Raw genomic sequence first — 25,152 nt, 5'->3', positions numbered from 1 at the left:
CCCGGCCCGCGCCCGCGCGGCCCGAGCGGCCCACCCCCCCACCCCCCCCCCCACCCCCGACCCCCGGTGGCCCGGGGGGTCCCGCCCCACGACCGCCCGGGCCACCGGCACGGAATTGGCCCGCGACACCCTCTCCGTCCGCCACTAGCCTCGGCCTGACCACCGATCAACGGAGAACCCATGCACCGCGAACTCGCCGCCGACCTCGACCAGTTGCCCGCCCTGTTGGAAGAGGCCCGGCAGCGGGCCGTCGACTTCCTCGGCGGGCTCGACGACCGGCCGGTCATCCCGGAGGAGGCCGGCCGACCGACACCGCCGGAGCCGCTGCGCGAGGACGCCGACGGACTGCGGGCGGCCCTGGCCGAGTTCGGCGAGCGCTGGGAGCCACGGCTGTCGGCCGGCGCCGGGCCTCGCTACTTCGGCTTCGTGACGGGCGGGGCGACCCCGGCCGCGCTGGTGGGCGACTGGCTGACCGCCACCGCCGACCAGAACTCCAACTCCTCGCTCGACCCCGCCGGTCAACACCTGGAGCGGGAGACCGTCGGCTGGCTGCGCGAGCTGTTCGGGCTCTCCCCCGCGCACAGCGGCACCTTCGTCAGCGGCGCCACCCAGTCCAACACGGTCGGACTGGCGATCGCCCGCGAGTGGCTGGGCGAACGCCTCGGGGTCGACGTGGCCGAGGACGGGGTCGCCGCGCTGGGCCGGGCCCGGGTGCTGTCGGGCAGTGCGCACTCCAGCGTGGCCAAGGCGCTGTCCGTCCTGGGCCTCGGCCGCACCGCGCTGACCGCCGTCCCCGCCCTGCCCGGCCGGGAGGCCGTGGACGTGGCCGCCCTGGAGCGGGCCCTCGCCGGGGCCGACGGCCCGTGCGTCGTGGTCGCCAACGCGGGCACCGTGAACACCGTCGACTTCGACGACCTGCGGGCGATCGCCGCCCTCCGCGAGCGGTACCCGTTCTGGCTGCACGTGGACGCCGCCTTCGGCGCCTTCGCCGCGCTCTCCCCCCACCACACCGAGCTGGTCGCCGGGCTCGACCTCGCCGACTCGGTCTGCGTGGACCTGCACAAGTGGCTCAACGTGCCCTACGACAGCGCCGTGCAGTTCACCCGCCGCCGCGACCTCCAGGCCCGGGTCTTCCAGAACGCCGCCGCCTACCTCGGCCCGGTCGGCGACCACCCCGACCTGGTGCACCTGACCCCGGAGAACTCTCACCGCCTGCGCGCCCTGGCCGCCTGGTTCACGCTGCGCGCCTACGGCCGGGCCGGCCACCGCGAGATCGTGGAGCGCAATGTCGCCGGGGCCCGCGCGCTCGGCGCGGCGGTCGAGGCGATCGACGGCCTGCGGCTGCTCGCGCCGGTCCGCCTCAACGTGGTCTGCTTCACCCTCGCCGAGGACCCCACCCCGGAGCGCCTCGCCGCCCTCGCCTCCGAGCTCTCCGCGGAAGCCTTCCTCACCCCGACCCGCTACGCCGGCCTGCCCGCCCTGCGCGCGGCGTTCAGCAACTGGCGCACCACGGAAGCGGACGTGCGGCGGACGGCCGCCGCGCTCTCCACCGCGACCGCCGTGATCACCTCGGCCCACGCCGACCGGACCCCGCCCGGTGCCTGAGCCCTGGAACCCCGGTCACCGCCCGTAGGGTGGCCGGGGTTCCAGGCGTTCGGACGTTCCGGGGTTCGGGCATTCCGGCGTGCGGACGTTCCGAGGTTCGGGCATTCCGGCGTGCGGACGTTCCGGCGTTCGGGCGTTCAGAAGCTCACGGGTGCGCCCCGTCCCCGTACCCGCCCCGCGACAGGTCCGTCAGACCGGCCATCAGTTCGGCATGGGCGAGGTTCAGGAAGCGCAGCGCCCGCCACCGGGGTCTGTGGTCGGGGTGGTCGCGGAAGCCGTCGGCCGTTCCGCACAGCCGCTCCCACCACACCATCACGTCCTGCCGGAGCCGTTGAGTCTCCCCGGGCACTTCGATCCGGTCCTCGACCACCACCTCGCGCCAGGCGACGAGGAGGTCGCCGAGGTGGACGCAGTCGCGGCGGGTGACATCAGCGAGGCGCTCGGCCGCGAAACGGCCGGCGCTGCCCTCGGGCTGGGCCTTGACCACCTCGCCGAGACGGGCCGACAGGAAGGCCTGCAAGGGGAGGACGTCCTCGTGGTGCAGGTCGTCGGAGAACTCCAGCACTTCCCTGGGCCGGTAGTCGGCAGCCATCGCGTGTGCTCCCTCGGTTCGGACCAGCACTCGGTGACGGATCGTCACGCCCTGTCGGCTCCCGACCCTAGCCGCGGCACGGCGGCGGCCACCGGCGATTCCGCAGATCCTCATCTTTCGGGGCCAACCAGGCGCCAGCGGCGCAACACACCTGCCGGGTCCCGCCCTTCACACCGGCGTGAAGCCCGATGATGCTCCCATGACCACCACCACGCGCCCTCCGTACGACCCGTACGCCCTCCTCGCGCAGAGCCGCCTCGGCATCCTCGCCACCATCAAGGCCGACGGCCGGCCCCAGCTCTCGCCGGTGCTGCCGTACTACGACCGCGAGGCGAACGTCCTCCTGATCTCCACCCGGGAGGGACTCGCGAAGACCGCGAACCTTCGCCGGGACCCGCGGGTCAGCCTGGAGGTGACCGCACCGGACGGCCGCTCCTGGGCCACCGCCGAAGGCACCGCCACCCTCACCGGACCGGGCCTCGACCCCGACGGTCCCGAGGTCGAGGCCCTGGTCGACTACTACCGCCGGGCCGCCGGCGAGCACCCCGACTGGGCGGACTACCGCAGGGTCATGGTCGCCGACCGCCGGGTACTGCTCACCATCCCGGTCGACCACGTGTACGGCGCCCGGATCTGACCGGATGACCGGATGACCGGGTGACCGGCGACCGACCAGCCCGGGGCGGGGCCCCCCCCCCCGGGGCGCGGGGCGGGGGGGGGGGGGGCCCCCGCCGCGCCGCCCCCCCCCCCCCCCCCCCCCCCCGCGCCCGCCCCCGAGACCGGGGGCGCGGGGGGCGGGGCCGTTGACCGCCCTCGGACGAGCGCCCCCGAACGACCACCCGCCTCCCGGGGCCGACAACCCCCAGGCGCCCCCAGGCGACCACCCGCCGACGACGGTCAGTTCCGGGTCGCCGTGACGACCGTGGCGTCCAGTTCCTCCTCGCGGCTCACCTCCGCCGCCAACCCCGCCGCCCGGGCCACCTCCAGCGCACCGGCCGCCTGCCGCTCGCTGGTCTCGAACAGCAGCGCCCCGCCCGCCGCCAGCCACCCGGGCGCGACCGCGGCCACCCGGCGCAGCACGTCCAGCCCGTCCGCCCCGCCGTCCAGCGCGGGCCGGGCCTCGTGCAGTCGCGCCTCGGGCGGCAACAGCTCGACGTCCGCGGTCGGTACGTACGGGACGTTGGCGATCAGTACCTCCACCCGTCCGCGCAGTGCCTCGGGCAGGGGCGCGAAGAGGTCGCCCTCGTAGACCCGCGCGCCCGTCCCGGCCAGATTGCGCCGGGCGCAGCGGACGGCGGCGGGGTCGAGGTCCGCGGCGTACAGCTCGACCGGGTGGTCGACCTGGTCCGCCACGGCGGCGCCGAGGGCACCGCTGCCGCAGCACAGGTCGACCACCACGGCGCCGGGGCCGGCGAGTCGGGCGGCCTCGGCGGCCAGGAACTCGCTGCGGCGGCGCGGGACGAACACGCCGGGGTCGACGGCGATCCGCAGACCCGCGAACTCGGCCCAGCCGACGACGTGTTCGAGCGGTCGGCCCTGGGCGCGGGCCCGGACCATGGCGGCCAGTTCGGCGGGTGAGGCGGCGGCGGTGAGCAGGATCCGGGCCTCGTCCTCGGCGAACACGCAGCCGGCGGCGCGCAGTCGGGAGACGACGGAGGAACGGAGAGCGGCGGAGGAGAAGACCGACAAGGGGATTCCTAGGGCAGGACGGGAGGAGAACGGAGGACTCCGTCAGGGCTCCCGCCAGGGCCCACACCGCGTCGGCGCGCCCGCGCTACGCGCGCGATGCGCCCGCACGGCCGCGCTCCGGGAGCACCCGCTCGGACATACCGGTAATGGGTCTCACCTCCCTGGCTCTCGGTCGTGTTCGTCGTGTACAGCGTCGGCCACCCTACCGCACCGACCGGGCCCACCGACCGGCCGCTGAGCCGTGCGGTCGGCCGCGCGATCAGCCGAGGAAGTCGGCGACCAGGACGGCGAAGTCCTCCGGGGTGGTGACCGGCACCCCGAGCTCCTCCGCCTTGGCCCGCTTGGAGCCCGCCTTCTCCCCCGCGACCAGCAGGGTGGTGCGCTTGGACACCGAGGAGGAGGCCTTGCCGCCCGCACGCTCGATCAGTTCGTTCATCGCGTTGCGGGAGAGCTCGGCCAGGACGCCGGTCATGCTCCCGGTGACCACCACGCTCTGCCCGGCCAGCGGACCGGCCACCGCACCTTCCGTCTCCGCGCCTTCGCCCGCCGCACTGGCAGCGGGATCAGCCGCCGCGACCAGCGGCTCGGTGACCGCCGTCCCCACGCCCTGCTCCGCCAGTCGGTCCAACAGCGGCGCCACGTCGGCGAGTTCGGCCACGATCACGGTCGCCTTCTCGGCCCCGATGCCGTCCACGCCCGCCAGCGCCTCCGCGTCGGCGGCCCGGATCGCGGCCATGCTGCCGAAGTGCGCGGCGATCCGGCGCGACATCGTCCGGCCGGTGCCGCGGATGCCGAGGGCGCAGAACACCCGGTTCAGCGGGCGGGTGCGGGCGGTCTCGATCGCGGCGAGCAGGTTGTCCGCGCTGGTGTCGCCCATCCGCTCCAGCGTGAGCAGTTGTTCCTTGGTCAGGGTGAAGAGGTCGGCGAGGTCGGCGACCAGCCCGGATTCGACCAACTGGACGGCCCGGGTGCCGCCGAGGCCCTCGATGTCGAGCTGGTCGCGCCCGGCCGCGTAGATCACCGAGGCGACGGCCTGGCAGCCGCGGCCGCGCACGCAGCGCCAGCGCTGCTCCGAGCGGTCGATGGCATCGCCGCAGCGCGGACAGGCCTCGGGGAAGGCGATCGGCTGCTCGGCGCCGGTGCGCTCGTCCACCAGCGGCGCCTCGACGCGCGGGATGACGTCGCCGGCGCGGTAGACGAACACCTGGTCGCCGAGCATCAGTCCGCGGCGCTCGATGTCGGCGGGGTTGTGCAGGGTCGCGTAGGTGACGGTGACGCCGTCGATCACCACCGGCTCCAGCACCGCGCGGGGCGCGATGATCCCGGTGCGGCCGACGTTCCACTCCACGGCGAGCAGCCGGGTGACCTTGTGCTGGGCCTGGAGCTTGCGGGCGACCGCCCAGCGCGGCGCGCGGGAACCGGAGCCGGCCTCCTCCTGGTCGGCGACCGCGTCCGCCTTGACCACGACGCCGTCGATGCCGAAGGGCAGTGCGGCGCGCAGCGCGGCGATCTCCTCGATCCGCTGCTCGGCCTCGGCGAGCGTGGCGCAGCGGCGGGGCGCGGCCGCGGTGGTGGCGGCGGTGTTGGCGCCGAGTCCGGCGATACGGGCGAGCAGCGCGGCGTGGTCCAGGCCGGGCAGGCCGTGGGCGTCGTAGCCGAAGAAGGTGAGCTCGACCCGGTACGGGCGGTCCTTGGCCCGCAGGGTGCCGGCGGCGCCGCTGCGCGGGTGGGCGAAGGGGGTGGCGCCGTGGGCGGTGCGCACGGCGTTGACCGCTTCGAACTGTTCGTGGGTGAGCAGCACCTCGCCGCGCAGTTCCACGTCGAGCGGCTCGCTGAGCCGGGCGGGCAGGCCGAGCACGGCGTCGGCGGCGTGGGTGATGTCCTCCCCGGCCAGGCCGTCGCCCCGGGTGAGCACCTGGTGCAGCCGGCCGGCCCGGTAGCGGGCGGCGACCGCGAGGCCGTCCAGCTTGGGCTCGACGCACCAGGCGGCGACCGGTCTGCCGAGCCGGCGCTCCAGCCCGGCGGCCCAGGACTCCAGTTCCTCGGCGGAGAAGACGTTGTCGAGCGAGAGCATCGGCGTGCTGTGCGGGACGTCGCCGACGACCGCGCCGCCGGCCACCTTGCCGGTGGGCGACTCGGGCAGCACCTGCTCGGGGTGCGCGCGCTCGTAGGCCTCGATCCCCCGGACCAGGGCGTCGTACTCGTCGTCCCCGAGCGGGGTGGAGCCGTCGCCGTAGTACGCCCCGGCGGCCCGGACGGCGGTGGCGACGGCGTCGGCGTAGGCCTGCGGGGAGGCGAGGGTGGCGGGGGTGGCCGTGGTGGCTGCGTCCTTCATACCGCCATCATGGCGAGGCGCACTGACATTCGACCCGGTCCGGCGCGGGCGGGCCCGGGCACGGGTACCCGATCGGCCGAGTGAACCGGTTGCTCCGGGCGAACCGGATGCTCCGGGCCGTCCGGGTGGGCCGACGGCGGGCCGGCTACGGCGCCGCCGGCGCGGGTTCGCGCTCCGCCCCCTCCGAGCCGGCCAGCAGGACGGACCGCTGGAGCCGCCGTAACCCGGCGGACGGTTCCATGCCCAACTCCCGCACCAAGGTGGCGCGCAGGCGCTGGTAGGCCGCCAGGGCCTCGCCCCGGCGGCCGGAGCGGTGCAGGGCGATCATGTACTGGCCGTGCAGGCTCTCGTGGGTGCGGTAGCGGTCGACCAGTACGGTCAGCTCCGCCAGCAGGGCCCGGTGCCGTCCCAGCCGCAGGTCGGCCTCGATCCGCTGGTCCAGCGCGCAGAGCCGGGCCTCTTCCAACCGCTGCGCCTCAACGGCGAGTTGGCCGCCCGCCGGGACGTCCGCGAAGGCCGGTCCGCGCCACAGCGCCAGCGCCTCGCCGAGCGTCCGGGCGGCCTGCGGATGGTCGCCCTCGCCCATCGCCCGGTGGCCCGCCCCGGCCAGCCGCTCGAACTCCCGCACGTCCAGCGTCCCGTTGCCGCTGTTCAGCAGGTAGCCGCCGGGCGAGGTCACCAGGACGTCCTTGGCGCAGGAGACCCCGGCGGGCGCAGCGGCCCGGGCGAGCGCCCGGTCGATCAGGTCACGCAGGTGCAGGACGTAGGTCTGCACGGTGGTGCGCGCCGTGCGCGGCGGGCGGCCGGACCACAGCTCCTCGGCCAGCACCCCGGCCGGGACCACCTGGTCCGCTCGCACTGCCAGCAAGCCCAGCACCTGGCGGGGCTTGGGCGCCGTCGGCACCACCGACTCCCCGCACACCCGGACGTCCAGCGCCCCGAGCACCCTGATCTCCACGATGACCACCCCCATCACGCGGAACGCCACGGCCCCTCCGCCGCAGCGCCTCCGCCACAGCCGACCCCGAGTCGACAGCCCTGGGTCAACCGTCCGTCCTCAGTGAAAAACAGCACGTGCGGTTTGTCAATACAAAACCGTACGCGCTGTTTTTTATGGAGTCGAGCGCCGACCCTTCACCGGGCGACCCGCCACCGGGGCCCTGCGTCCGTACGTGATCACCCTCCGCGCCCGCCCCCGGACAAACCGAAGGCGGCGCCGGCCCCCTGGGCCTCGCGCCGCCACCTGTACCCAAATCATCTGGCCTCGGGGCCCGTTGCCGCCCGTACCGCGCGGCCCGCCGGTCAGCCCACCCCGACCCCGTCCGCGACACCCGCCGTCTCCGACCCCGCCGACGATCCGTCAGCAGCACCCTCCGCCGCCCGGGCCGCCGCAACCTCGGCGACCACCTGCCCCCCGCGGTCCGGCCCCATCTGCAACGAGCCGAGCACCCCGGGCACCGCGACGCTCGGCATCAGGTGCTGGAACAGCCCGGACACCCGCAGTTCCAGGTCGGCCCGGCCGGAGAGCTTCTGCGACTGGATCTGAACACCCGTCCAGGCAGCGGTGATCAGCCAGGCGGTGTCGGCCGGGACGATGTGCGGCAGCAGTTCGCCCCGGTCGCCGGCGGCGACCAACAGCGCCTCCATCCGGCCGATCCAGCCGGGGATCGCACCGCTGCCGAAGTCGTCGGACACGTCCTGGCCGAGCGAGAGCCGGGCACCGGCGCTGAGCAGCGGATCGCGCGGCATCAGGTGCGCCACCACCATCCCGGTGTCCACGAACTCCTGGAGTTTGCAGCTCCGTTCCGGCACTCCGTCCTGGACGAACTGCTCCTCGACGACTCCCTGCGCGAGGTCCCGCTTCGAGGCGAAGTGGAAGTACACCGCACCGCGCGTCACACCCGCCCGGGAGACCACCTCCCCGATGGTCGCGCCCTCGTAGCCGAACTCGTCGAAGACCGACGCCGCGGCCTCCAGGATCAGCCGGCGCGTCCGGAGCGCCCGTTCCTGCCGTACCACCGCAACCACCCCGCCCTGCGCTCCGGGAAAACCAAACCAAACACCCCGTATCTTAGCTACGGGCGCCCAACGGGCGACAAGACGATGCCCACGAGGCAGCCGAATCGCCCTCTCTTCCCCCACCTGCCCGCACAGTTGCCGTCAACGGTCCGCCAGTTCCCGACTCGGCGATCAGGGGTCGCACCTCCCGATGGATCGGCCGAACAGTGCGACCGCCGCCTCGTAGTACTGCCAAGAAACCGAATGAACGGTTTCTTCCTCCGGACACCAGCTGCCAAAGCTCCGCTTCCGCGACTTCCACAACCAATCGGTTGAACAAGCAGGCGGGCAGGGGTAGCGTGGTTGTCAACCAATCGGTTGAGGAAGAACAGAGGTGCCACCGTGGCCGTCGACCAGCTCTCCCGGGCGTTCGTCGCCCTGGCCGATCCGACCCGGCGCGACATCGTCGCCCGGCTCTCGGTCCGGGACGCGACCGTCGGCGAGTTGGCGGAGTCCTATGCGATGTCCATGCAGGCCGTCTCCAAGCACCTCAAGGTGCTGGAGGAGGCCGGGCTGGTCAGCCGCAGCCGGGACGCCCAGCGGCGGCCGTGCCACCTGGAGCCGCAGGTGTTGGACTTGATGACGAGCTGGATCGAGCGCTACCGCCGCCGGGCCGAGGAACGCTTCCTCCGCCTGGACGCCGTCCTCGCGGCCATGGGCGACAGCGACGCCACCGACGAGAACGCCGCCACCGCCCCGACCCAGGATGCGACCCCGGACACCGGCACCCACTCCCGCACCGACCGCTTCACCGCACCCACCGCACCCACCGAAGGAGACCCGTCATGACCTCCACCACCGGCCGCGAGACCCGCATCGAGGCGGACCCGGCCCTGCCCACCATCCGGATCGTCCGCGAGTTCGACGCCCCCCAGGAGCGGGTCTTCCGGGCCTGGATCGAGCCCGGGCTGGTCGCGCAGTGGCTCGGCCCCGAGGACCTCGACCTGAAGATCGACGAGTGGGAGGCCCGCACCGGCGGCCACTACCGCTACTCCGTGCACCGCGAGGGCCAGGAGGTCGCCGCCTTCTACGGCTCCTTCCACGAAATCCGGCCGGCCACCCGACTCGTTCAGACCTTCACCTTCGAGGGCGTGCCGGACGGCGTCTCGCTGGACACCGCCGTCTTCGAGCCCGTCGGCGAGGGCCGCACCCGGGTCACCGTCCTGTCGGTGGTCGACAACCTGGTGGCCCGGGACGCGATCCTGGCCAGCGGAATGGAGCGCGGCGTGACCGAGGGCTACCGGAAGCTGGACGCCCTGCTCGCCGCCGCCTCCTCCTGAGCACCCGGGTCCGTCAGGGCAGCACGGCCACCGCCTCCACCTCCACCAGCTGGTCCGTGTAGCCGAGCACCGAGACGCCGAGCAGCGTGCTGGGGGCGTCGTGCTCCCCCAGGTACTCCCGGTACACGTTCCACACCTTCACCAAGTCCGCCTGGTTGCCGGAGGCCACGTACACGGTGGTCCGCGCGATGTCCGTGAGCCCAGCGCCCGCGTCCTCCAGCACGGTTATCAGATTGCGCATCACCTGGTGGGCCTGGCCCTCGTAGTCGCCGACCGCGACCGTACGGCCCTCCTCGTCCAACGGGCAGGCCCCGGCGAGCCAGAGCGAGCGGACCGGGGCGTCGACCACCGCCGCGTAGGCGTAGTCGACGGCCTGGGTCAGGCGGGTGTTGCGGACCAGCTTGACCGCGCTGTTCATGGGGCCTCCGAGGGGATCGCGACCGAACGTTCGCGCTCATCGTTGGCCTCGGACGAACGGGCGTCAAACCGATTTCGGGCGAAACCCCTTCCGTACCAAGGCCCGTGTGCCCACGATTCACCGTTGTGGGTGATGGCGGACGACACCCCCAGACGTCGATCCTGGTGCCGACCCACGCCGGCACCCCGATCGACCACCGTCGGCCGCGACCGGCCACCCCCAGCCAGGAGGAGTCGACCGATGGAGCCCCAACCCCCCGAGTACGACCGGGTGTCCGGTGTCGGACGCCGGCGGGTGCTCGGCCTCGCCCTCGGCGCCGGCCTCACCCCGGCCCTCGCCGCAGCGTCCCAACCCGCCCACGCCGCACCGCCGTCCGACGCCCGCACCGACCCGGCACCCACCGACCCTGCGCCCACCGACCCCGTCGGCACCGAACCCGCCGCCGCCCTCGGCCGGCGGGTCGTCACGGTGGCCGAGACCCAACTCGGCCTCCCGTACGCCTGGGGCGGCGGCGACCGGCTGGGCCCGGGCCTCGGCTTCTGCGACGGCGAGAACGGCTACCTGAACGGCGTGTGCATGGGCGAGAGCACGGTCGGCTTCGACTGCAGCGGACTGTCCCTGTACTGCTGGTACCGCGCCAGCCACGGCACCATCGAGCTCGCGCACTACACCGTGGCCCAGTTCAACCGCAGCGCCCCGGTCGACCGTGACGCCCTGGGCCCCGGCGACCTGCTGTTCTTCTCCCGCCCCGACGCCCCGCTGCACCACGTCGGCATCTACACGGGCGACGGCGCGATGATCCACGCCGAGCGGACCGGCACCCTGATCGCGCGGGTCGAGCACGTGCTCGACATCCCGCGCTGGGCGAACGAGTTCGCCGGCGCCCGCCGCCCCGGAGCGGTGCCCACGTAGCCCGTCCGGTGGATCACGCGGGGGCGTGTCACTCCGGCATCCCCTGCTCCACCCGCAGCAGCAGGTCGTGCAGCACCCGGCGCTCCGCCGGGTCGAGCGGGGCCAGCACCTCGTCCTGCACCGCCCGGGCCCGCGCCTCCAGCTCGGCGAGCAGCGCCCGCCCGTCGGCGGTGACCGACACCGAGACCCGCCGGCGGTCCGCCTGGTCCCGGCTGCGCTCGACGTACCCGGCCGCGCCGAGCTGGTCGGCGACCTTGGCGAGGTCGCTCGGGTCGATGCCCAGCCGCCGGACCAGGTCCCGCTGCGCCTGCGGACCGAAGTCGACGAGGGCCGCCAGCACGGCCATGTCCCAGAGCCGCAGGCCGCGTTCGGCCAGTTGCTCGGCGAGCCGAGCCCGCGCGGTGCGACCGGTCCGGGCGAGCAGGAAGGTGCTGAGGCCCAGCAGTGTCGGCGGCAGCGCGTCGGGCGGGGCGGGGTTCTCGGAGGCCATGGCGACATTCTAGGGTCGATCCCTATAGTGGGTGTTGACCCACTGATTCAGATCCCCGCTGGAGCCCGACCGTGGACGCCCTCTACCCCCGCCTGCTCGTCACCCGCTTCGCCGAGACCTTCGGCTTCTACCGCGCCGTCCTCCCCGCTCTCACCGGCGCCACCCTGGTCAAGGGCACGCCCGAGGGCCCGTACGCCAACTGGGACGTCGACGAGCAGGCCGTCCTGGTGCTGTTCGACCGCGCCGCGATGTCCGCCACGCTGGGCACCACCGGGCTGCCGGCCCGCCCGGCCACCCCCACCCAGGACACCGCGATGCTGGTCCTCCGGGTCGGCGACGTGGACGAGGCGCTCGCCCTCTGCCTCCGGCACGGCGGCGTCCTCGCCGTCCCGGCCACCGACCGCCCCGAGTGGGGTCCCGGCCTGCGCAGCGCCCACCTGCGCGACCCCGAGGGCCACCTGATCGAGCTGCAGTCCTACTGACCGTGACCGCCGGGGCGCGCTCCCGGCGGTCGACGACGCCCGGGGCGTTCAGCGGTGGAAGACCTGCAGTTCGCGGACCGCGTCGTTGAAGTTGGCGCCCAGCTGGGCCGCCGGGAGGTCCGTGGTCTTCTCCACGCCGAGGGTCGACCAGAGGTGGACGGCGTTGCAGTTGTTGTAGCCCTTCATCGAGGAGACGCTCAGCGCCACGTCGATGTAGTTGACCAGGTGGTAGCCGGTGCCGTCGCAACCGCCGGCGTCACCGTAGAAGGAGTAGATGACGCCGCCCTGGTAGTCGATGTCCTTGAACTCCTCCAGCAGCAGCGTCCGGTCGGCCGGCTGGTCGGCACCGCGGGTGAGGGTCCGGCCGTCGGCCAGGGCGAGCGCGTCGGCGCGGGAGTCCGGCGAGCAGGCCCGGCCGAGCACCGGCGACGCGCCGTCGGCGCCGGGCAGGTGGCCGAGGACGGCCGCGCAGTACTGGACCTCGGGGACGGGCAGCGGGCGGAGCCCGGCCGAGCTCGCCGGGGCGGCGGCCACCGCCCCGGCGAGGGTCAGGCAGGCGGCGAGGGCGGGAGCGACGAAGCTGCGCGGTCTGCGCACGGTGACCTCCGGAAGGGTGGGGACAGCGGCGGCGGGGGACTCGGCCGCCCCGCCCATTCGACGGGCGGCCCTCGCCGCCGGCCCCGCCGACACACCGCGCAGCGCACTAGTCGTACGTATGCTCCCGGTTCACTCGGCCGGGGCGTCCCGCCACAGCTCGGCGCTGCAGTCCGCGACCAGCGCGCCGATCCGCGCCCAGGCCTCCTCGGCCGCCATCGGCTCCAGCCGGCGGCCGTCCCGCAGTCGCAGCGCGACCCGGTCGTCCGCGGCCTCCCTGGCGCCGATCACCGCCTGGTAGGGCACCAGCCGGGCCTCCCGGATCCGTGCGCCCAGGCTGCCGTGCTCCGGTCCGGCGACCTCGGCCCGCAGCCCGAGGTCCAGGCAGCGCTGCCGCAGCCGCTCGGCCTGCGGCAGCTCGGCGTCGGAGATCGGCAGCAGCACCACCTGGGCCGGTGCCAGCCAGGCCGGGAACGCACCGCCGTACAGCTCGATCAGGTGGGCGACCACCCGTTCGACGCTGCCGATCACGCTGCGGTGCACCATCACCGGCCGGTGCTTGGCGCCGTCCGCGCCGATGTAGTGCAGGTTGAAGCGCTCGGGCTGGTGGAAGTCGATCTGGACGGTGGAGAGGGTGAACTCGCGCCCGGCGCCGTCGGCGATCTGCACGTCGATCTTGGGCCCGTAGAACGCGGCCTCGCCCTCCGCCGCCTCGAACGGCACCCCGGAGCGCTCCAGTACGTCGGTCAGCAGCGCGGTGGCCCGCCGCCACAGCTGCGGGTCGGCCACGTACTTGCCGCCCTCGCCGGGCAGCGACAGCCGGTAGCGGACCGGCTTGATGCCGAGCGCCCGGTGCGCCTCACGGATCAGCTCCAGGGCGGCGACGGCCTCGTCGGCGGCCTGCTCCGGGGTGCAGAAGACGTGCGCGTCGTTCAGCTGGATCGCCCGGACCCTGGTCAGCCCGCCGAGCACGCCGGACAGCTCGGAGCGGTACATGCCACCCAACTCGGCCATCCGCAGCGGGAGTTCCCGATAGCTGTGCGGACGGGAGCGGAAGATCAGCGCGTGGTGCGGGCACAGGCTCGGGCGCAGCACCATCTCCTCCGAGCCGAGTTGCATAGGTGGGAACATGTCCTCGCGGTAGTGGTCCCAGTGGCCGGAGATCTCGTACAGCTCGCGCTTGCCGAGCACCGGCGAGTAGACGTGGCGGTAGCCCGCCCGGCGCTCGCGGCCGCGGATGAACTCCTCCAGGGTGTGCCGGATCGCCGCGCCGTCGGGCAGCCAGTACGGCAGGCCGGAGCCCATCAGCGGGTCGGTGTCGAAGAGGTCGAGTTCGCGGCCGAGCTTGCGGTGGTCGTGCGCGGGTCGGTCGTGCGCGGGAGCGGGGCGGCCGTTCGCGGGAGCGGGGCGGTCGTTCACGAGGCGGTCGTTCATGGGGGTGGTCTCCACTCGGGATCCGCGGGCGAGTGGGGACGGGAACGACGAAGCCCCGGGGCACTCGCCCCGGGGCTTCGGACTAGGTCAGCAGTCAGCGCGCCGGGACTCTTTCCGGCGTCGTCGTGGCGAGTGCAGCGCGCTTCATGCCTTCCACGGTAGCAGCACCCGGACCTTGGCGTTGATCTTTATGGGAGAGCTCACATCAGCAGGGCGCAGCCGCGCTCGGCGAGCGCCTCCCGCACGCGGTCCGACACCTGGACGTCGTTCCACCGCAGGTCGAGCTTCTCCAGCGCGGGCAGTGCGGCCGGGTCGGCCAGCCAGTCCGGCAGTCCGGTGATCCCGTTGCTGCGCAGGTCGATCCGGCGCAGCCGCGGCAGCCCGGCCAGGACGGCGGGCAGCTCGGCGAGGGCGTTCTCCCGCAGTTCCAGCTCGCGCAGTTCGGAGAGCAGCCCGAAGGAGGCCGGGAGGACGGTCAACTCGTTCCCGCGCAGCCAGAGTTCGCGCAGCTCGCCGAGGGCGCCGATGGACTCGGGCAGGGCGCCGAGCCGGTTGTGCTGGGCCCGCAGTTCGACCAGTTCGGTCATCTTGCCGATGGCGAAAGGGAGTTCGGCGAGCCGGTTCTCGCCGACGTTGAGGTAGCGGAGTTCGGTGAGCTTCCCGATGTCGTCCGGCAGGACGGTCAGCTGGTTGTCGTGCAGGTAGAGGAAGTCCCGCAACCAGGTGAGCCGGGTCAGCTCGGCGGGCACCTCGGTGAACAGGTTGTGGCCGAGGTCGAGGGTGCGCAGCCGCATCAACCGGCTGATGCCGGGCGGGATTTCGGAGAGCGCGCCTTCGGCGAGGATGAGCACGGTCAGGTCGTTGCGGTCCCACACCGAGCTGAGCACCTCGGCGGCCACCGGGCCGAGCGGCTGCCGCCAGAGGTTGAGCGTCATGTCTGTCACGTCCACCATTGTCCGCCTCGGCAGAGCGGGGCCGGACAGGCCTACCGGGGAGCCGTGGGGTGGAACAGCCCGTCGACGACGCGGTGCAGCAGGTCCTCCGGGAACTCGGCGAGGTCGCCGCGGGCCTCCTCGGTGAGGCGCATGGCGGTGGCGCCCTCGTGCAGGATGACGAGCAACCGGGCGAGGTCGCGCGGGCTGATCTCCGGGGCGTGGTCGGTGGCCTCCCCGATCAGCTCGACCAGTCCGTCGATCAGCCGGGCCTCGTGCTCGGCGAGGCTGCGGGCGACCTCCGGGTGCCGGGCGGCGTGCAGGGTGAACTCCATCGAGAGCAGGAACCAGCCCTCGTCCACCCGCCGCCGGTCGGCCAGTTCGCGCAGCAGCCGGGACGGCACATCCTGGGCGGCGGCGCTACCGGAAGCGGCGGCGGCAGTGGCGCTGTCAAAAGCGGCAGTGGCAGCGGCGGCGGTGAAGGCGCTGCGCAGGTCGGCGAGCAGCCGGTCGATCTGCTGGTCGTAGAGGGCGAGGAACAGCTGTTCCTTGTCCTGGTAGTTGGAGTAGAAGGCGCCCCGGGTCAGCCCGGCGCGGGCGACGATGTCACGGATCGAGGTGGCGTGGAAGCCGTGCTCGGTGAACAGGGCGAGGGCGCTGTCGTTCAGGGCGGCGACGGTCAGCGGGCGCCGCTTCGTGGGTGACTTGGGCACGAACTGCGGTCCTCGGGTCTCGTTCTTCGCTCGGCGGTGCCGACGGCGGCCCCGGACCCAGTCTACGGGTGGACCGGGGCCGCCCGCCCCGCCGGAGAGACCTCAGGCGGCCGCAGCGCCCTCCCGGTCCCTGTCCCCGGCCCCGCCCGCGTCCCCGGCCTCGTACTCGTAGAAGCCGCGCCCGGCCTTGACGCCGAGTCGGCCGGACCCGACGTACTCCGCCAGCAGGGTGCGCGGTCCGTCCGGCAGGCCCGGGCGTTCGGCCGCGTAGTGCTGCTCGATGTCCAGCACCACGTCCAGGCCGACCTGGTCCATCGCGCGGAACGGGCCACCGCGCAGGCCGGTGTTGACGGACCACATGGCGTCCACCTCCTCGGCGGTGGCCACGCCCTCGGCGACCACGGCGAGCGACTCGCGCTTGATGGCCGCCCAGATGCGGTTGAAGATGAAGCCGGTACTCTCCCGGCGCGCCTCGAACGGGAACACGCCGTACCGCGGCAGTTCCGCCAGCAGCAGGTCGATGACCGCCCGGCTGGTGCGGCCGCTGGACATCACGTCCACCGCGTTCTGGGTCGGCGGCATGTAGAAGTGGATGTTGACCAGCCGCTCGGGCTCGCGCACCCGGTCGACGAAGTGGCTGGTCGGATAGGACGAGGAGTTGCTGCCCAGGATCGCGTCCGGGTCGGCGTGCCGGTCCAGGTCGGCGAAGACCCGCTGCTTGAGCTCGGGGCGCTCCGGAACCGCCTCGATCACCAGCCAGGCGCCGCGCAGCGCCTCGGCGAGGTCCCCGGTGACGGCGACGGTGCCCGGCCCTCCCGCACCGACGCCGGCGGCGACGGCGGGCAGCTGCTCGGCCACGTAGGCGCCGGCGGCCGCGAGCTGCTCGGCCGAGGGGTCGTAGATCCGCACCTCGCCGCCGTCGGTGGCGAACATCAGGGCGATGCGGCGCCCGAGGGTGCCGGCTCCGACGACGGCGACGGGACGGCCGGTGGGGTCGGGGGTGGTGAACGACATCGAGATCACTTCCTTGGCTGTACTGCGCTCCGAGGGGCCCGGGCCTGCGCCGTGTGGTTCGCGCTTGCCTCACCGCCACCATCGGATGCATGGTGTATCCGATACACATGGTATCCGTTTGAGCGGGCAGCACAACCCCGCCCCGCACAACCCTCACCCCCGAGGAGCCCCCGATGCGTTCCGACCAGGTCGTCCGCCACGCCACCACCCCGCTCACCGCCCCCGTCTACCCGCTGCGCGCCACCCGCTTCACCGACCGCGAGTACCTGAACGTCGTCTACCGGACCGACCCGGAGGCCCTGCGCGCGGTCGTCCCCGAACCGCTGGAGATCGACGAGCCGCTGGTGCGCTTCGAGATCATGAAGATGGGCGAGGTCGACGGCTACGGCCCGTACGTCGAGGCCGGGCAGGTGGTCCCCGTACGCCACGGCGACGAGCACGGTGAGTACCTGCACGCGATGTACCTGGACAACTTCGCCGCCACCGCGGCCGGCCGGGAACTGAGCGCCTACCCCAAGGTGATGGGCTCGCCACGCCTGTTCACCGAGGCCGGGGCGCTGGTCGGCACCCTGGACTACGCCAGCCAGCGGGTCGCCACCGCGACCATGGCCTACAAGTGGCGGCCGCTGGACCGGGAGGAGGCCCGCGCCCAGATCGGCGTGCCGACCTTCGCGGTCAAGGTGGTCCCCGACTACACCGGCGGCCTGCGGGTCTGCGACCTGGTCCGAACCCGGATCACCGACCTCACGGTCAAGGAGGCCTGGACCGGCCCCGCCCGCCTCCAGCTCAACGCCCACGTCATGGCACCCCTGGCCGACCTGCCGGTGCTGGAGGTGGTCTCCGCGAGCCACGTCCTCACCGACCTGACCCTCTCCCCCGTCACCCCGGTGCACGACTACCTCGCGGAGCGGCGCCGCCCCGCCTGATGCCACCGGCGACGCCGGGCCGGTCGGACCGGTCGGACCGGTCGGACCGGTTGCTCCCGCAACGCCGCGGCCGGGCGCAGAAGTTGGGAGTCCCCGTTTGCACCCCGCCGGTCCGGGCACTGGCCTACGATGCCGACTGCCGGCGCTTCCGGCGTCCAGGGGGAGGGTGCGTGCCCGCGATCCACGAGCAGTACTCGGAGGAACTCCGCGCGGAGTTCGACTACCTGTCCAGCTGGCTGCCCAACACCCATCTCGAACTCGGCGACGTCGGCCGCCTGCACCGGGACCGGTTCGAGCGCCTGACCTCGCTCGCCGACCTGGGCATCGGGTTCGCGGTGCGGGAGCGCGAGCGGGGCGTGGACCTGGACTACAGCTCGGCCGCCGAGGTCGCCGTCTCGACGGACGTCGACGGCGGACCGCTCGCCCGCGTCGCGGTGTCGTTCAGCCGCCGGCACGGCATCGTCTTCCAGGCGCGGTCGTGCCGGATCAGCGAGATCGCCGACCGCGAGGCGCTCGGCCGACGCGTGCTCGACCTGGCGGCGGCCGGGCGGTGGCCGGCCGCCCAGGTCGTGGTGACCGAGGTGGTGGCCACCGGCCCCGCCGTGATCCTCGTCTCCCAGCAGCAGGGCGCCAGCGTCGACCTCGCCGCCTCCGCGGAGGCGCTCTCGGGGACGATCCCGCTCGCCTCCGCGTCCGCCGGGCTGAGCATCGTCGGGTCCAAGGGCGTCGGCGTGAAGGTGATCGCCCCGGACGGCCTCACGCCGCTGTTCCGCGTCTCCGGCGTACGCCCCCGGCTGTTCGGCCGCAAGGAGTTCGGCGGCCGAGGCCCGGCGGGGAGCACCGTCGGCGGGCCGGCGGAGGGCAGGACAGCCGAGGGCAGAACGGCAGAGGGCAGGACGGCAGAGAGCAGGACGGCCGAGAGCCATGTGTTCGCGGAACTCACCTACGAGGACGTCGGAGCATGAGATGACCGGACACCTCTGGTACGAGCTCGAAGCAGCCGTCGACGCCGGGGACTCCGCGCTGCTGGACCGGCTCTGCCGGCTCCACGGGGACCGGCTGCGTGCCGACTTCCCCGCCCGGTTCACCGTACCGGCAGAACTCCGCCACGACCCGGCCGCGGTGCAGCGGTACGGCCGGGCCTCGTTCGCGGTCGCCGAGCGCCTGGGCGTCCCGCTGCCCGGCGTCGCCGTGTCGCAGACCCTCGACCGGACCCTCGCCCGGTGCGGGGAACTCTCCCGGCAGGGCGGGCACGAGCAGGCACTCGCCCTGCTGACCGGGCTCCTCGCCAGCGGGGAGGCCCTGTCCCGGCCGCCCGAGGTGGGACAGGCCACCTGCTACGAGTGGATGGGCGGACTGGCCCGCCAACTGTCCCGGCACCAGGAGGCCTGGCAGTACACCAGCACGGCCCAGGAGTTGTGCCACCGGATGCAGGACGCCGAGGGCTGCCTGCGCCACCTCACCACGATGCACGGCATCGCCGAGGAGACGGGCGCGCACCCCGACGCGCTCGCCGTCGCCGGCATGGCCGTGCACCACGTCCAGGAGCACGGACCGGTCACCCTGCTGCCGCCCTGGCTCGCCGCCTACACCGAATCCCTGCGCCGCGCGGAGGGCCCCGGCCAGGTGGGAGAGGCCGCGAAGGCAACGGAACGCTATGCCCGGGAGATCCTCGGCTCGAATCCGGCCGAGCTCTCCAGGACGCTCAACCAACTCGCCGTCACCCTGCACAAGGCGGGGTACGACGCGGCGGCGAGGGCTCTGCTGGAGGAAGCGGTCGAGCTCCGGCGCCGAGGGGCCTGAGCGGTGCGGTCGAGAGGCACGGTGTGACCCGCGGATGCCGGACATCGACCTGGGGATCACCCTCGCCAACCTGGGCAAGCTGTTGGCCCTCGACGGCGATCCGCGCGCCGAGGCCGTCCTGACCGAAGCCGTCGAACTCCTCACCGCGGCCGGCCCCGAGGCCGCCGCACACCTCGCCGAGGCGCGCGGCAACCTCGCCGCCTACCACCAGCTCCACGGCGACCCCGCCGTCGCCCGGTCGATCTACCGGGAACTGCGGGATGCGGCGGCAGGCATGGCGCCCTCCGCCGCCGTGTTGCGCAACTTCGCGGCCCTGGAACAGGAGGAGGGGCGGTCCCCGAGCCGCCGGATGCTCCTCGAACTCGCGCACGACGCCCGGCCGCAGGCCGGTGGAGAACCGGACGACCCCGATGTCACCTTCCGCACGCTGATCGAACAGGCCTCCGAGGAGGACCGCCTGGGCAACCTCGCCCGGGCCCTCGAACTGGCCCTCCGGGCCGCCGATGTGGCCCGGGCCCGCCCCCGCCGGTCCCCGCTCAGGACGACGGTGGCCCTGGTCGCCACCGCACGGTACGGCCTGGACGTCCCGGACGAGCACCTGGACGCGGCACTCACGGCGGCCGCCGACGACCCGGAGACCACACCGGAACTGCTGCGTTCGCTGCGGACCAGCATCGGGCAACGGTGCCGCCACCAAGGACGCCTCACCCGGGCGTTGGCGTACGCCCGGGCCGCCGCGGCGCACCTCGCCCCGGCGACGGCCACCGAGGAGCAGCTCAACACCTTCGACCTCCTCGCCCTGGTGCACCACGCCCTGGACGAGCGGGACCAGGCGGAACAGCTCTACCGCGCCGTGATCACCCGCCGGCGCGAACTGGCGGACCCCAACCGCGTGGCGATGACCGACTCACTGTTCAGCCTCGGGATGCTCTGCCTCGAAACCGGGCGGCTCGGCGAGGCCGCCGCCCTGGTGCGGGAGCAGCTCGACATCGAGGACGCCCACCTGGTCGAGGTCTTCGCCGCCTCCTCCGAGGTGCAGCGCCTGGCCTACGCACGGACCCTCCTCGGCAGACTGGACGCCTTCGTCGTCGTCCTGCTCGCCGCCACCGGCTTCGAGCCCGGCGCGGAGCTGCTGGAGCTCCTGGCGAACGCCGTCCTGCGGCGCAAGGCCGTCGTCGCGGAGGCCGTGGCCCGCGACCGCGCGATGCTGTCCAACGGCCCCGAGCCCGGGATCGCGGCCGTCGCCACCGAACTCCGCACCGTTCGGCACGAGTTGCGGCGCCTGGCGCTCGACGACGAGCCCCTGCGGCCGCACCCGGACCGGCACGTCCACGATCTCCGGGCCCGGCAGGGCCGGCTGGAGATGCTCCTCGCCGACCGGCTCTCCCACCCCGGCCCCGGCACCGGCCCCAACCCCGACACCGACACCGACCTCGGCGGTACCCCGGCGGCCCTGCCGACCTGGCAGGCGGTGACCGCCGCCCTCCCGCCCGGTACCGCACTCGTCGAGTACTACCGGGCGGAGCTGGGCGACGAAGCCGCCGTACTGAGCCTGGTGTTCACCCCGGGCTCGCCGCCGCAGCTCTTCACCCACGGCACCGCTGACACACTGGACCAGGGCGTCCGGCAGTGGCGTGAGTTCCTCCGACACCAGGACACCGGGGAACGGGCGCTGGGCCTGGAGCTCCACCGGGTGCTGATCCGGCGGATCGACGCCGCCTTGACCGGAGTCGACCGGCTGCTCATCTCGCCGGACGGGAGCCTCAACCTCCTTCCCTTCGCCGCCCTCCCCTCGCCCGACGGCAGCCGACTGCTCGACACGTTCGAGATCGGCTTCCTGACCACCGGCCGGGACCTGCTGCGCGGCCGGTACGGGCCCCGCCCGGCGCCGCCGGTCGTGTTCGCCGACATCGACTACGAGGCCGGCGGCACCGCCCTCGACGGAGGCCCGTTCGCACCACTGCCGGAAACCGGGGCCGAGGGGCGGTGGATCGCCGACCACATCAGCGCCGAGCTGTACACCGGCCCGGACGCCTCGACATCCCGACTGCGCACGGCCCGGAGTCCGCTGGTCCTCCACCTGGCGACGCACGGCTACGCCCTGGCCGAGCCCCTGCGCCCGACCGACGCCCGACGGCCGGACCCTGGCCCCGCGCCCAGCCCGCCGGGCGCCCCGCCTCCCGACCCGGCACGCACCCCCGACCCGGCGCACACCCCGGGCCCTGCCGTGGACCCGCTCCTCTGCACCGGCCTGGCCCTGGCGGGCGCGAACACCTTCCTCGCCGGACAGGAGCCGGCCGACGGCCTGGGCCCCGGAGTCCTCACCGCCTCCGACGTCTACGACCTCGACCTGCTCGGCACCGAGTTGGTCGTGCTCTCCGCCTGTGTCACCGGCCTCGGCTCCTATCATCCGGGCGAGGGCGTGTTCGGCCTTCGCCGCACCTTCGAGATCGCCGGCGCCCGGTCCGTCCTGGTGAGCGTCTGGGACGTTCCCAGTGAGCCGACGGTGCAGCTGATGTGCGAGTTCTACCGCGCGCTGCGTCGCGGGGCCTCCAGGACCGCGGCGCTGCGCCGAGCCCAACAGGCCGTGCGGCGCCGCTTCCCGGAGCCCGTCGCATGGGCACCCTTCGCGCTCTTCGGCGACCCCGGGCCGCTTCCGTGGTGAGGGAGCGCAGCGGTCGACTCGGCAGCCGGGGCCGACTCAGCCGAGCTTCGGCCGGACCTCACCCCCGCCCTGGTGCTTGCCGCAGAAGGCCTCCTCCAGGAAGCCGCCCTGCGCGAGGAGCTGCTGCACCGCCTGCGCCTGGTCACCCCTGGACGTCACGGACATCGCGACCTGCCGATCCCCCTTGCTCCACAACTGGGAGGAGAACCCGGGCATCCCGCCGTCGTGCCCGTACACCGGCCCGCAGGACAGTTCCAGCCGGGCCAGCCCCAGACCGTACGACAGGGTCACGGGCACGTCGCCGGACTGCGCCGGGATGGTGGTCGTCATCTGCTGCATCAGCTCGGGCGACAGCAACCGCCCACCCAGCAAGGCACGGTGGAAGCGGTTCAGGTCGGACAGGGTGGATATCAGCTCGCCCGCGGAGTTCGCCCAGGTGACGCTCTCCACCGTGACGTCCCGGTCGCTGCGGTCCTCCGGGGCCGGGCCCTCGGCGAGCGTCCAGTAACCGTGGGCGTGCGGGCCCCGGATGTCGGTGGCCGTGCCGGGGAAGTACGTCGCAGTCATCCCGAGCGGCCGCAGGATGCGCGCGGTGATCTCCTGGGCATAGCTGCGGCCGGTCGCCCGTTCGATGATCATGCCGAGCAGGGTGTAGTTGACGTTGGAGTAGCTGAACCTGGCCCCCGGCGGGAAGTTGGGCGCGTGCGCCACCGAGGCGGCCACCACCTGGGCCGGGGTGATGCTGCGGGTCAGCCCGCCCTGGTCGAGCCAGTTCCGGATCTCGACCGGGTCCGTGGTGTGCGGGAACAGCCCGCCCGGCTCGTTGGTCGGATCCCACAGGCCGGAGCTGTGGTTGAGCAGCTGACGGACGGTGATCCGCCCGCCGTTCGGGACGAGCCCCGGCAGATGGCGCTCGACCGGGTCGTCCAGGCCGAGCCGGCCTTCCCCCACCAGTTGCAGCACGGTGGTGGCGGTGAAGGTCTTGGTGATGCTCCCGGCGCGGAACCGGCCGTCCACCCGCACCGGGGCGCCGGTCGCGAGGTCGGCGACGCCCGTACCCGCGCGCCAGACCCCGTTCTCGTCGCGGACCTCGGCGATGGCCGCGGCCGCGCCCGCGTCGGTCACCGCCCTCAGCGCCGCCGTCCGCGCCGCGTTCGCCGTCCGCGCGGCATTCTCGGCCGCGACGGCCGCGGGCGGCTCGGCGGCGCCCGCCGAAACCACCGGCCCGGCCAGCACCAGGCAGACCGCCGCCACCACCGTCAAGGAACCCGTACGACGTGCCATGCGACCCCCTCGTCCACGGCGGGCCCCGCCCGCCTCCGAGTCCACAGACTCGCCGCTGACGTGATGATCCGTCATCCTCCACCGGGAGGAACCGGTCGTACTCCCACCAACGTAGACACTACGCCGAACGGAGGAGCCGACCGGCCCCTGCCGCGGACCGAAGGACCCGGGGGTCAGAGCCCCGGCATCGGCCGGACCGGGTGCTTGCTCATGATCGACACCCGGTTGAAGGAGTTGATCGTGATCGCCACCCAGATCGCCGCCGAGAGCTCCTCCTCGGTGAACACCTCCCGCGCCAGGCCGTACGCGGCCGCCTGGAGGGCCGCGTCCGCCGGGTTCGTGGTCGCCTCCGCCAACGCCAGCGCCGCGCGCTCCCGGGCGGTGAACAGCTCGGTGTCCCGCCAGGCCGGGAGCACGCCCAGGCGCTGGGTGGTCTCGCCCTCGCGCAGGGCGGCCCGGGTGTGCACGTGCAGGCAGTAGGCGCAGCCGTTGATCTGGGAGACCCGCAGGTTGACCAGTTCCACCAGCCGCCGGTCCAGCCCGGCCTCGGCCGCGACCTCCTTGGCCGCCTCGGCGGCGGCGAGCAGCGCCTTGTACGCCTTGGGGCTCTGCTTGTCGATGAACACCCGCCGCTCCGCCGGGACCACCGTCATGTCAGCACTCACCTGGACTCCTCGACTCCCACTGCGATCATTGGCCCGCTGCCGTTCGACACTCTGCCATGCCATAATAGTTGAATCCAGAACTATCCAGTAGTCGACGTCGCCCGGAGGCACCGCCGGTCGACACCGTCCAGGGAGGGACCACCGCCGTGAGCACCGCCGAGACCGAGCCGCGCCCCGCCGCCGTGCCGCAGGACCAGCAGGACCCGTACGTCGAGGTGCTGTCCCCCCGGGACGTCCCGCTCGGCGGACCGCGCGCGATGACCGTCCGCCGCACCCTGCCGCACCGCTCCCGCCGGCTGATCGGCGCCTGGTGCTTCGTCGACCACTACGGACCGGACGACGTCGCCGACACCGGCGGCATGGACGTCGCCCCGCACCCCCACACCGGCCTGCAGACCGTCAGCTGGCTCTTCACCGGCGAGATCGAGCACCGGGACAGCCTCGGCGTCCACGCCTTCGTCCGCCCGGGCGAGCTCAACCTGATGACCTCCGGCCACGGCATCTGCCACTCCGAGGTCTCCACCCCCGCGACCACCGTGCTGCACGGCGTCCAGCTCTGGGTCGTGCTGCCCGACGAACACCGCGACACGGCACGGGACTTCCACCACCACGTCCCCGAACCCGTCACCCTGGACGGCGCCGAGGTCCGCGTCTTCCTCGGCACCCTGGCCGGGCGCACCGCCCCCGTCCCCACCTTCACCCCGCTGCTCGGCGCCGAACTCACCCTCGCCCCGCACGCCATCGTCACCCTGGCCGTCGACCCGGCCTTCGAGCACGGCGTCCTCGTCGACCACGGCGAGGTCCGCCTCGCCACCACCGCCCTCCACCCGGGCGACCTCGGCTACCTCGCCCCCGGCGCCACCACCCTGACCCTCACCAACACCGCCGACGCCCCGGCCCGCCTCGTCCTCATCGGCGGCGAGCCCTTCGAGGAGGAGATCGTCATGTGGTGGAACTTCATCGGGCGCTCTCACGAAGACATCACCCGAGCCCGCGAGGAGTGGATGAGCTCCGCGGAGCCTGCCCGCTTCGGCGCCGTCGAGGGCTACCCGGGCGACCGCCTGCCCGCCCCGGAGCTCCCGGGAACCCCCCTCAAGCCCCGGGGAAACGTGCGCTGACCTGGGTATTTGCCAATCGGTGGTGGGGGGGGCGGGGGCGCCCCCCCCCCCCGCCGCGGGGGCCCGGGGGCGGTACCCAAGCGCCCCGGGGGCGCGCTGAGTCGCGCGGGGGGGGTGGAGGGCGGGGTCGAGAAACGACGGGG

At 73.7% G+C, this 25,152-nt stretch carries 25 protein-coding genes; 11 read left to right on the top strand and 14 right to left on the bottom strand.

The features are described from left to right. Positions 1 to 180: 180 nt before the first annotated feature. Positions 181 to 1,605: a pyridoxal phosphate-dependent decarboxylase family protein gene (locus ACFWXO_RS16025; protein WP_380524537.1), complete on the top strand. Its 1,425-nt coding sequence runs from the start codon at positions 181 to 183 to the stop codon at positions 1,603 to 1,605. 145 nt (positions 1,606 to 1,750) lie between these two features. Here the strand turns inward: ACFWXO_RS16025 and ACFWXO_RS16020 are convergent, their stop codons facing one another. Continuing rightward, positions 1,751 to 2,197 carry a hypothetical protein gene (locus ACFWXO_RS16020; RefSeq protein WP_380524536.1) on the bottom strand — a complete coding sequence of 149 codons (447 nt, stop codon included), beginning with the start codon at positions 2,195 to 2,197 and terminating at the stop codon, positions 1,751 to 1,753. Between the two features lie 199 nt (positions 2,198 to 2,396). On the opposite strand from ACFWXO_RS16020, the gene ACFWXO_RS16015 reads away from it, so the two are divergent. After that, the gene (locus tag ACFWXO_RS16015; RefSeq protein ID WP_380524535.1) at positions 2,397 to 2,834 is read left to right on the top strand and encodes a PPOX class F420-dependent oxidoreductase; all 438 of its coding nucleotides are present in this window, start codon (positions 2,397 to 2,399) and stop codon (positions 2,832 to 2,834) included. A gap of 260 nt (positions 2,835 to 3,094) precedes the next feature. On the opposite strand, the gene ACFWXO_RS16010 is transcribed toward ACFWXO_RS16015, so the two are convergent. The 4 genes from ACFWXO_RS16010 to ACFWXO_RS15995 form a co-directional block, all read right to left on the bottom strand. After that, positions 3,095 to 3,886 (bottom strand): putative protein N(5)-glutamine methyltransferase, encoded by a 792-nt coding sequence (locus tag ACFWXO_RS16010; protein ID WP_380524534.1) that lies wholly within the window; start codon positions 3,884 to 3,886, stop codon positions 3,095 to 3,097. A 259-nt stretch (positions 3,887 to 4,145) separates the two neighbouring features. Beyond that, positions 4,146 to 6,221: an NAD-dependent DNA ligase LigA gene (ligA, locus tag ACFWXO_RS16005; protein WP_380524533.1), complete on the bottom strand. Its 2,076-nt coding sequence runs from the start codon at positions 6,219 to 6,221 to the stop codon at positions 4,146 to 4,148. 145 nt (positions 6,222 to 6,366) lie between these two features. After that, complete coding sequence (locus ACFWXO_RS16000; RefSeq protein ID WP_380524539.1) at positions 6,367 to 7,179, bottom strand: BTAD domain-containing putative transcriptional regulator; 813 nt, start codon at positions 7,177 to 7,179, stop codon at positions 6,367 to 6,369. A 344-nt stretch (positions 7,180 to 7,523) separates the two neighbouring features. Continuing rightward, positions 7,524 to 8,240, bottom strand: coding sequence for a ScbR family autoregulator-binding transcription factor (locus ACFWXO_RS15995; RefSeq protein WP_380524532.1), 717 nt, complete (start codon positions 8,238 to 8,240; stop codon positions 7,524 to 7,526). Between the two features lie 381 nt (positions 8,241 to 8,621). On the opposite strand from ACFWXO_RS15995, the gene ACFWXO_RS15990 reads away from it, so the two are divergent. Continuing rightward, complete coding sequence (locus tag ACFWXO_RS15990; protein ID WP_380524530.1) at positions 8,622 to 9,068, top strand: ArsR/SmtB family transcription factor; 447 nt, start codon at positions 8,622 to 8,624, stop codon at positions 9,066 to 9,068. Beyond that, positions 9,065 to 9,559 (top strand): SRPBCC family protein, encoded by a 495-nt coding sequence (locus tag ACFWXO_RS15985; RefSeq protein ID WP_380524529.1) that lies wholly within the window; start codon positions 9,065 to 9,067, stop codon positions 9,557 to 9,559. Before ACFWXO_RS15990 ends, ACFWXO_RS15985 begins: the two co-directional genes overlap by 4 nt. 13 nt (positions 9,560 to 9,572) lie before the next feature. Here the strand turns inward: ACFWXO_RS15985 and ACFWXO_RS15980 are convergent, their stop codons facing one another. Continuing rightward, positions 9,573 to 9,977 (bottom strand): RidA family protein, encoded by a 405-nt coding sequence (locus tag ACFWXO_RS15980; protein ID WP_380524527.1) that lies wholly within the window; start codon positions 9,975 to 9,977, stop codon positions 9,573 to 9,575. Positions 9,978 to 10,217: 240 nt separating this feature from the next. On the opposite strand from ACFWXO_RS15980, the gene ACFWXO_RS15975 reads away from it, so the two are divergent. Further along, positions 10,218 to 10,889 carry a C40 family peptidase gene (locus tag ACFWXO_RS15975; RefSeq protein ID WP_380524526.1) on the top strand — a complete coding sequence of 224 codons (672 nt, stop codon included), beginning with the start codon at positions 10,218 to 10,220 and terminating at the stop codon, positions 10,887 to 10,889. 28 nt (positions 10,890 to 10,917) lie between these two features. On the opposite strand, the gene ACFWXO_RS15970 is transcribed toward ACFWXO_RS15975, so the two are convergent. Beyond that, positions 10,918 to 11,379 carry a MarR family winged helix-turn-helix transcriptional regulator gene (locus ACFWXO_RS15970; RefSeq protein ID WP_380524525.1) on the bottom strand — a complete coding sequence of 154 codons (462 nt, stop codon included), beginning with the start codon at positions 11,377 to 11,379 and terminating at the stop codon, positions 10,918 to 10,920. Between the two features lie 71 nt (positions 11,380 to 11,450). On the opposite strand from ACFWXO_RS15970, the gene ACFWXO_RS15965 reads away from it, so the two are divergent. Further along, positions 11,451 to 11,861: a VOC family protein gene (locus ACFWXO_RS15965; RefSeq protein WP_380524524.1), complete on the top strand. Its 411-nt coding sequence runs from the start codon at positions 11,451 to 11,453 to the stop codon at positions 11,859 to 11,861. A 48-nt stretch (positions 11,862 to 11,909) separates the two neighbouring features. On the opposite strand, the gene ACFWXO_RS15960 is transcribed toward ACFWXO_RS15965, so the two are convergent. The 5 genes from ACFWXO_RS15960 to ACFWXO_RS15940 all read right to left on the bottom strand — a co-directional run bounded on the left by ACFWXO_RS15960 (position 11,910) and on the right by ACFWXO_RS15940 (position 16,548). Next, on the bottom strand, positions 11,910 to 12,458 hold the full coding sequence (locus ACFWXO_RS15960; protein ID WP_380524523.1) for a hypothetical protein: 549 nt from the start codon (positions 12,456 to 12,458) through the stop codon (positions 11,910 to 11,912). 129 nt (positions 12,459 to 12,587) lie between these two features. After that, positions 12,588 to 13,889 carry a threonine--tRNA ligase gene (gene thrS, locus ACFWXO_RS15955; RefSeq protein WP_380524522.1) on the bottom strand — a complete coding sequence of 434 codons (1,302 nt, stop codon included), beginning with the start codon at positions 13,887 to 13,889 and terminating at the stop codon, positions 12,588 to 12,590. 200 nt (positions 13,890 to 14,089) lie between these two features. Then, positions 14,090 to 14,824, bottom strand: a complete 735-nt coding sequence (locus ACFWXO_RS15950) for a leucine-rich repeat domain-containing protein (RefSeq protein ID WP_380524538.1) — start codon at positions 14,822 to 14,824, stop codon at positions 14,090 to 14,092. A gap of 50 nt (positions 14,825 to 14,874) precedes the next feature. Continuing rightward, positions 14,875 to 15,534, bottom strand: a complete 660-nt coding sequence (locus ACFWXO_RS15945; RefSeq protein ID WP_380524521.1) for a TetR/AcrR family transcriptional regulator — start codon at positions 15,532 to 15,534, stop codon at positions 14,875 to 14,877. Positions 15,535 to 15,636: 102 nt separating this feature from the next. Beyond that, entirely contained in the window at positions 15,637 to 16,548 is a 912-nt protein-coding gene (locus tag ACFWXO_RS15940) for a 3-hydroxyacyl-CoA dehydrogenase family protein (RefSeq protein WP_380524520.1), read from the bottom strand. A 173-nt stretch (positions 16,549 to 16,721) separates the two neighbouring features. Between ACFWXO_RS15940 and ACFWXO_RS15935 the strand changes: the two genes are divergently transcribed. The 4 genes from ACFWXO_RS15935 (at position 16,722) to ACFWXO_RS15920 (ending at position 21,942) form a co-directional block, all read left to right on the top strand. Further along, positions 16,722 to 17,474, top strand: coding sequence for an acetoacetate decarboxylase (locus ACFWXO_RS15935; protein WP_380524519.1), 753 nt, complete (start codon positions 16,722 to 16,724; stop codon positions 17,472 to 17,474). A 170-nt stretch (positions 17,475 to 17,644) separates the two neighbouring features. Then, positions 17,645 to 18,439 (top strand): hypothetical protein, encoded by a 795-nt coding sequence (locus tag ACFWXO_RS15930; protein ID WP_380524518.1) that lies wholly within the window; start codon positions 17,645 to 17,647, stop codon positions 18,437 to 18,439. A 1-nt stretch (position 18,440) separates the two neighbouring features. Then, positions 18,441 to 19,277, top strand: coding sequence for a hypothetical protein (locus ACFWXO_RS15925; RefSeq protein WP_380524517.1), 837 nt, complete (start codon positions 18,441 to 18,443; stop codon positions 19,275 to 19,277). A 34-nt stretch (positions 19,278 to 19,311) separates the two neighbouring features. Then, a complete protein-coding gene (locus ACFWXO_RS15920) occupies positions 19,312 to 21,942 on the top strand; it encodes a CHAT domain-containing protein (protein ID WP_380524516.1) in 2,631 nt (876 codons plus the stop codon). 36 nt (positions 21,943 to 21,978) lie between these two features. Here ACFWXO_RS15920 and ACFWXO_RS15915 read toward each other — a convergent pair whose 3' ends face one another. Together ACFWXO_RS15915 and ACFWXO_RS15910 are read right to left on the bottom strand one after the other, a co-directional pair. Next, positions 21,979 to 23,226, bottom strand: a complete 1,248-nt coding sequence (locus ACFWXO_RS15915) for a serine hydrolase domain-containing protein (RefSeq protein WP_380524515.1) — start codon at positions 23,224 to 23,226, stop codon at positions 21,979 to 21,981. Positions 23,227 to 23,399: 173 nt separating this feature from the next. Further along, positions 23,400 to 23,879, bottom strand: coding sequence for a carboxymuconolactone decarboxylase family protein (locus tag ACFWXO_RS15910; RefSeq protein ID WP_380398681.1), 480 nt, complete (start codon positions 23,877 to 23,879; stop codon positions 23,400 to 23,402). Between the two features lie 158 nt (positions 23,880 to 24,037). On the opposite strand from ACFWXO_RS15910, the gene ACFWXO_RS15905 reads away from it, so the two are divergent. Then, positions 24,038 to 25,009, top strand: a complete 972-nt coding sequence (locus tag ACFWXO_RS15905; RefSeq protein WP_380524514.1) for a pirin family protein — start codon at positions 24,038 to 24,040, stop codon at positions 25,007 to 25,009. Positions 25,010 to 25,152 lie beyond the last annotated feature (143 nt).

Source organism: Kitasatospora sp. NPDC059088 (assembly GCF_042738155.1).
Lineage (GTDB): Bacteria > Actinomycetota > Actinomycetes > Streptomycetales > Streptomycetaceae > Kitasatospora.
Note: the sequence above shows the minus strand (reverse complement) of the source record. Positions and strands in the feature narration are given on the sequence as shown.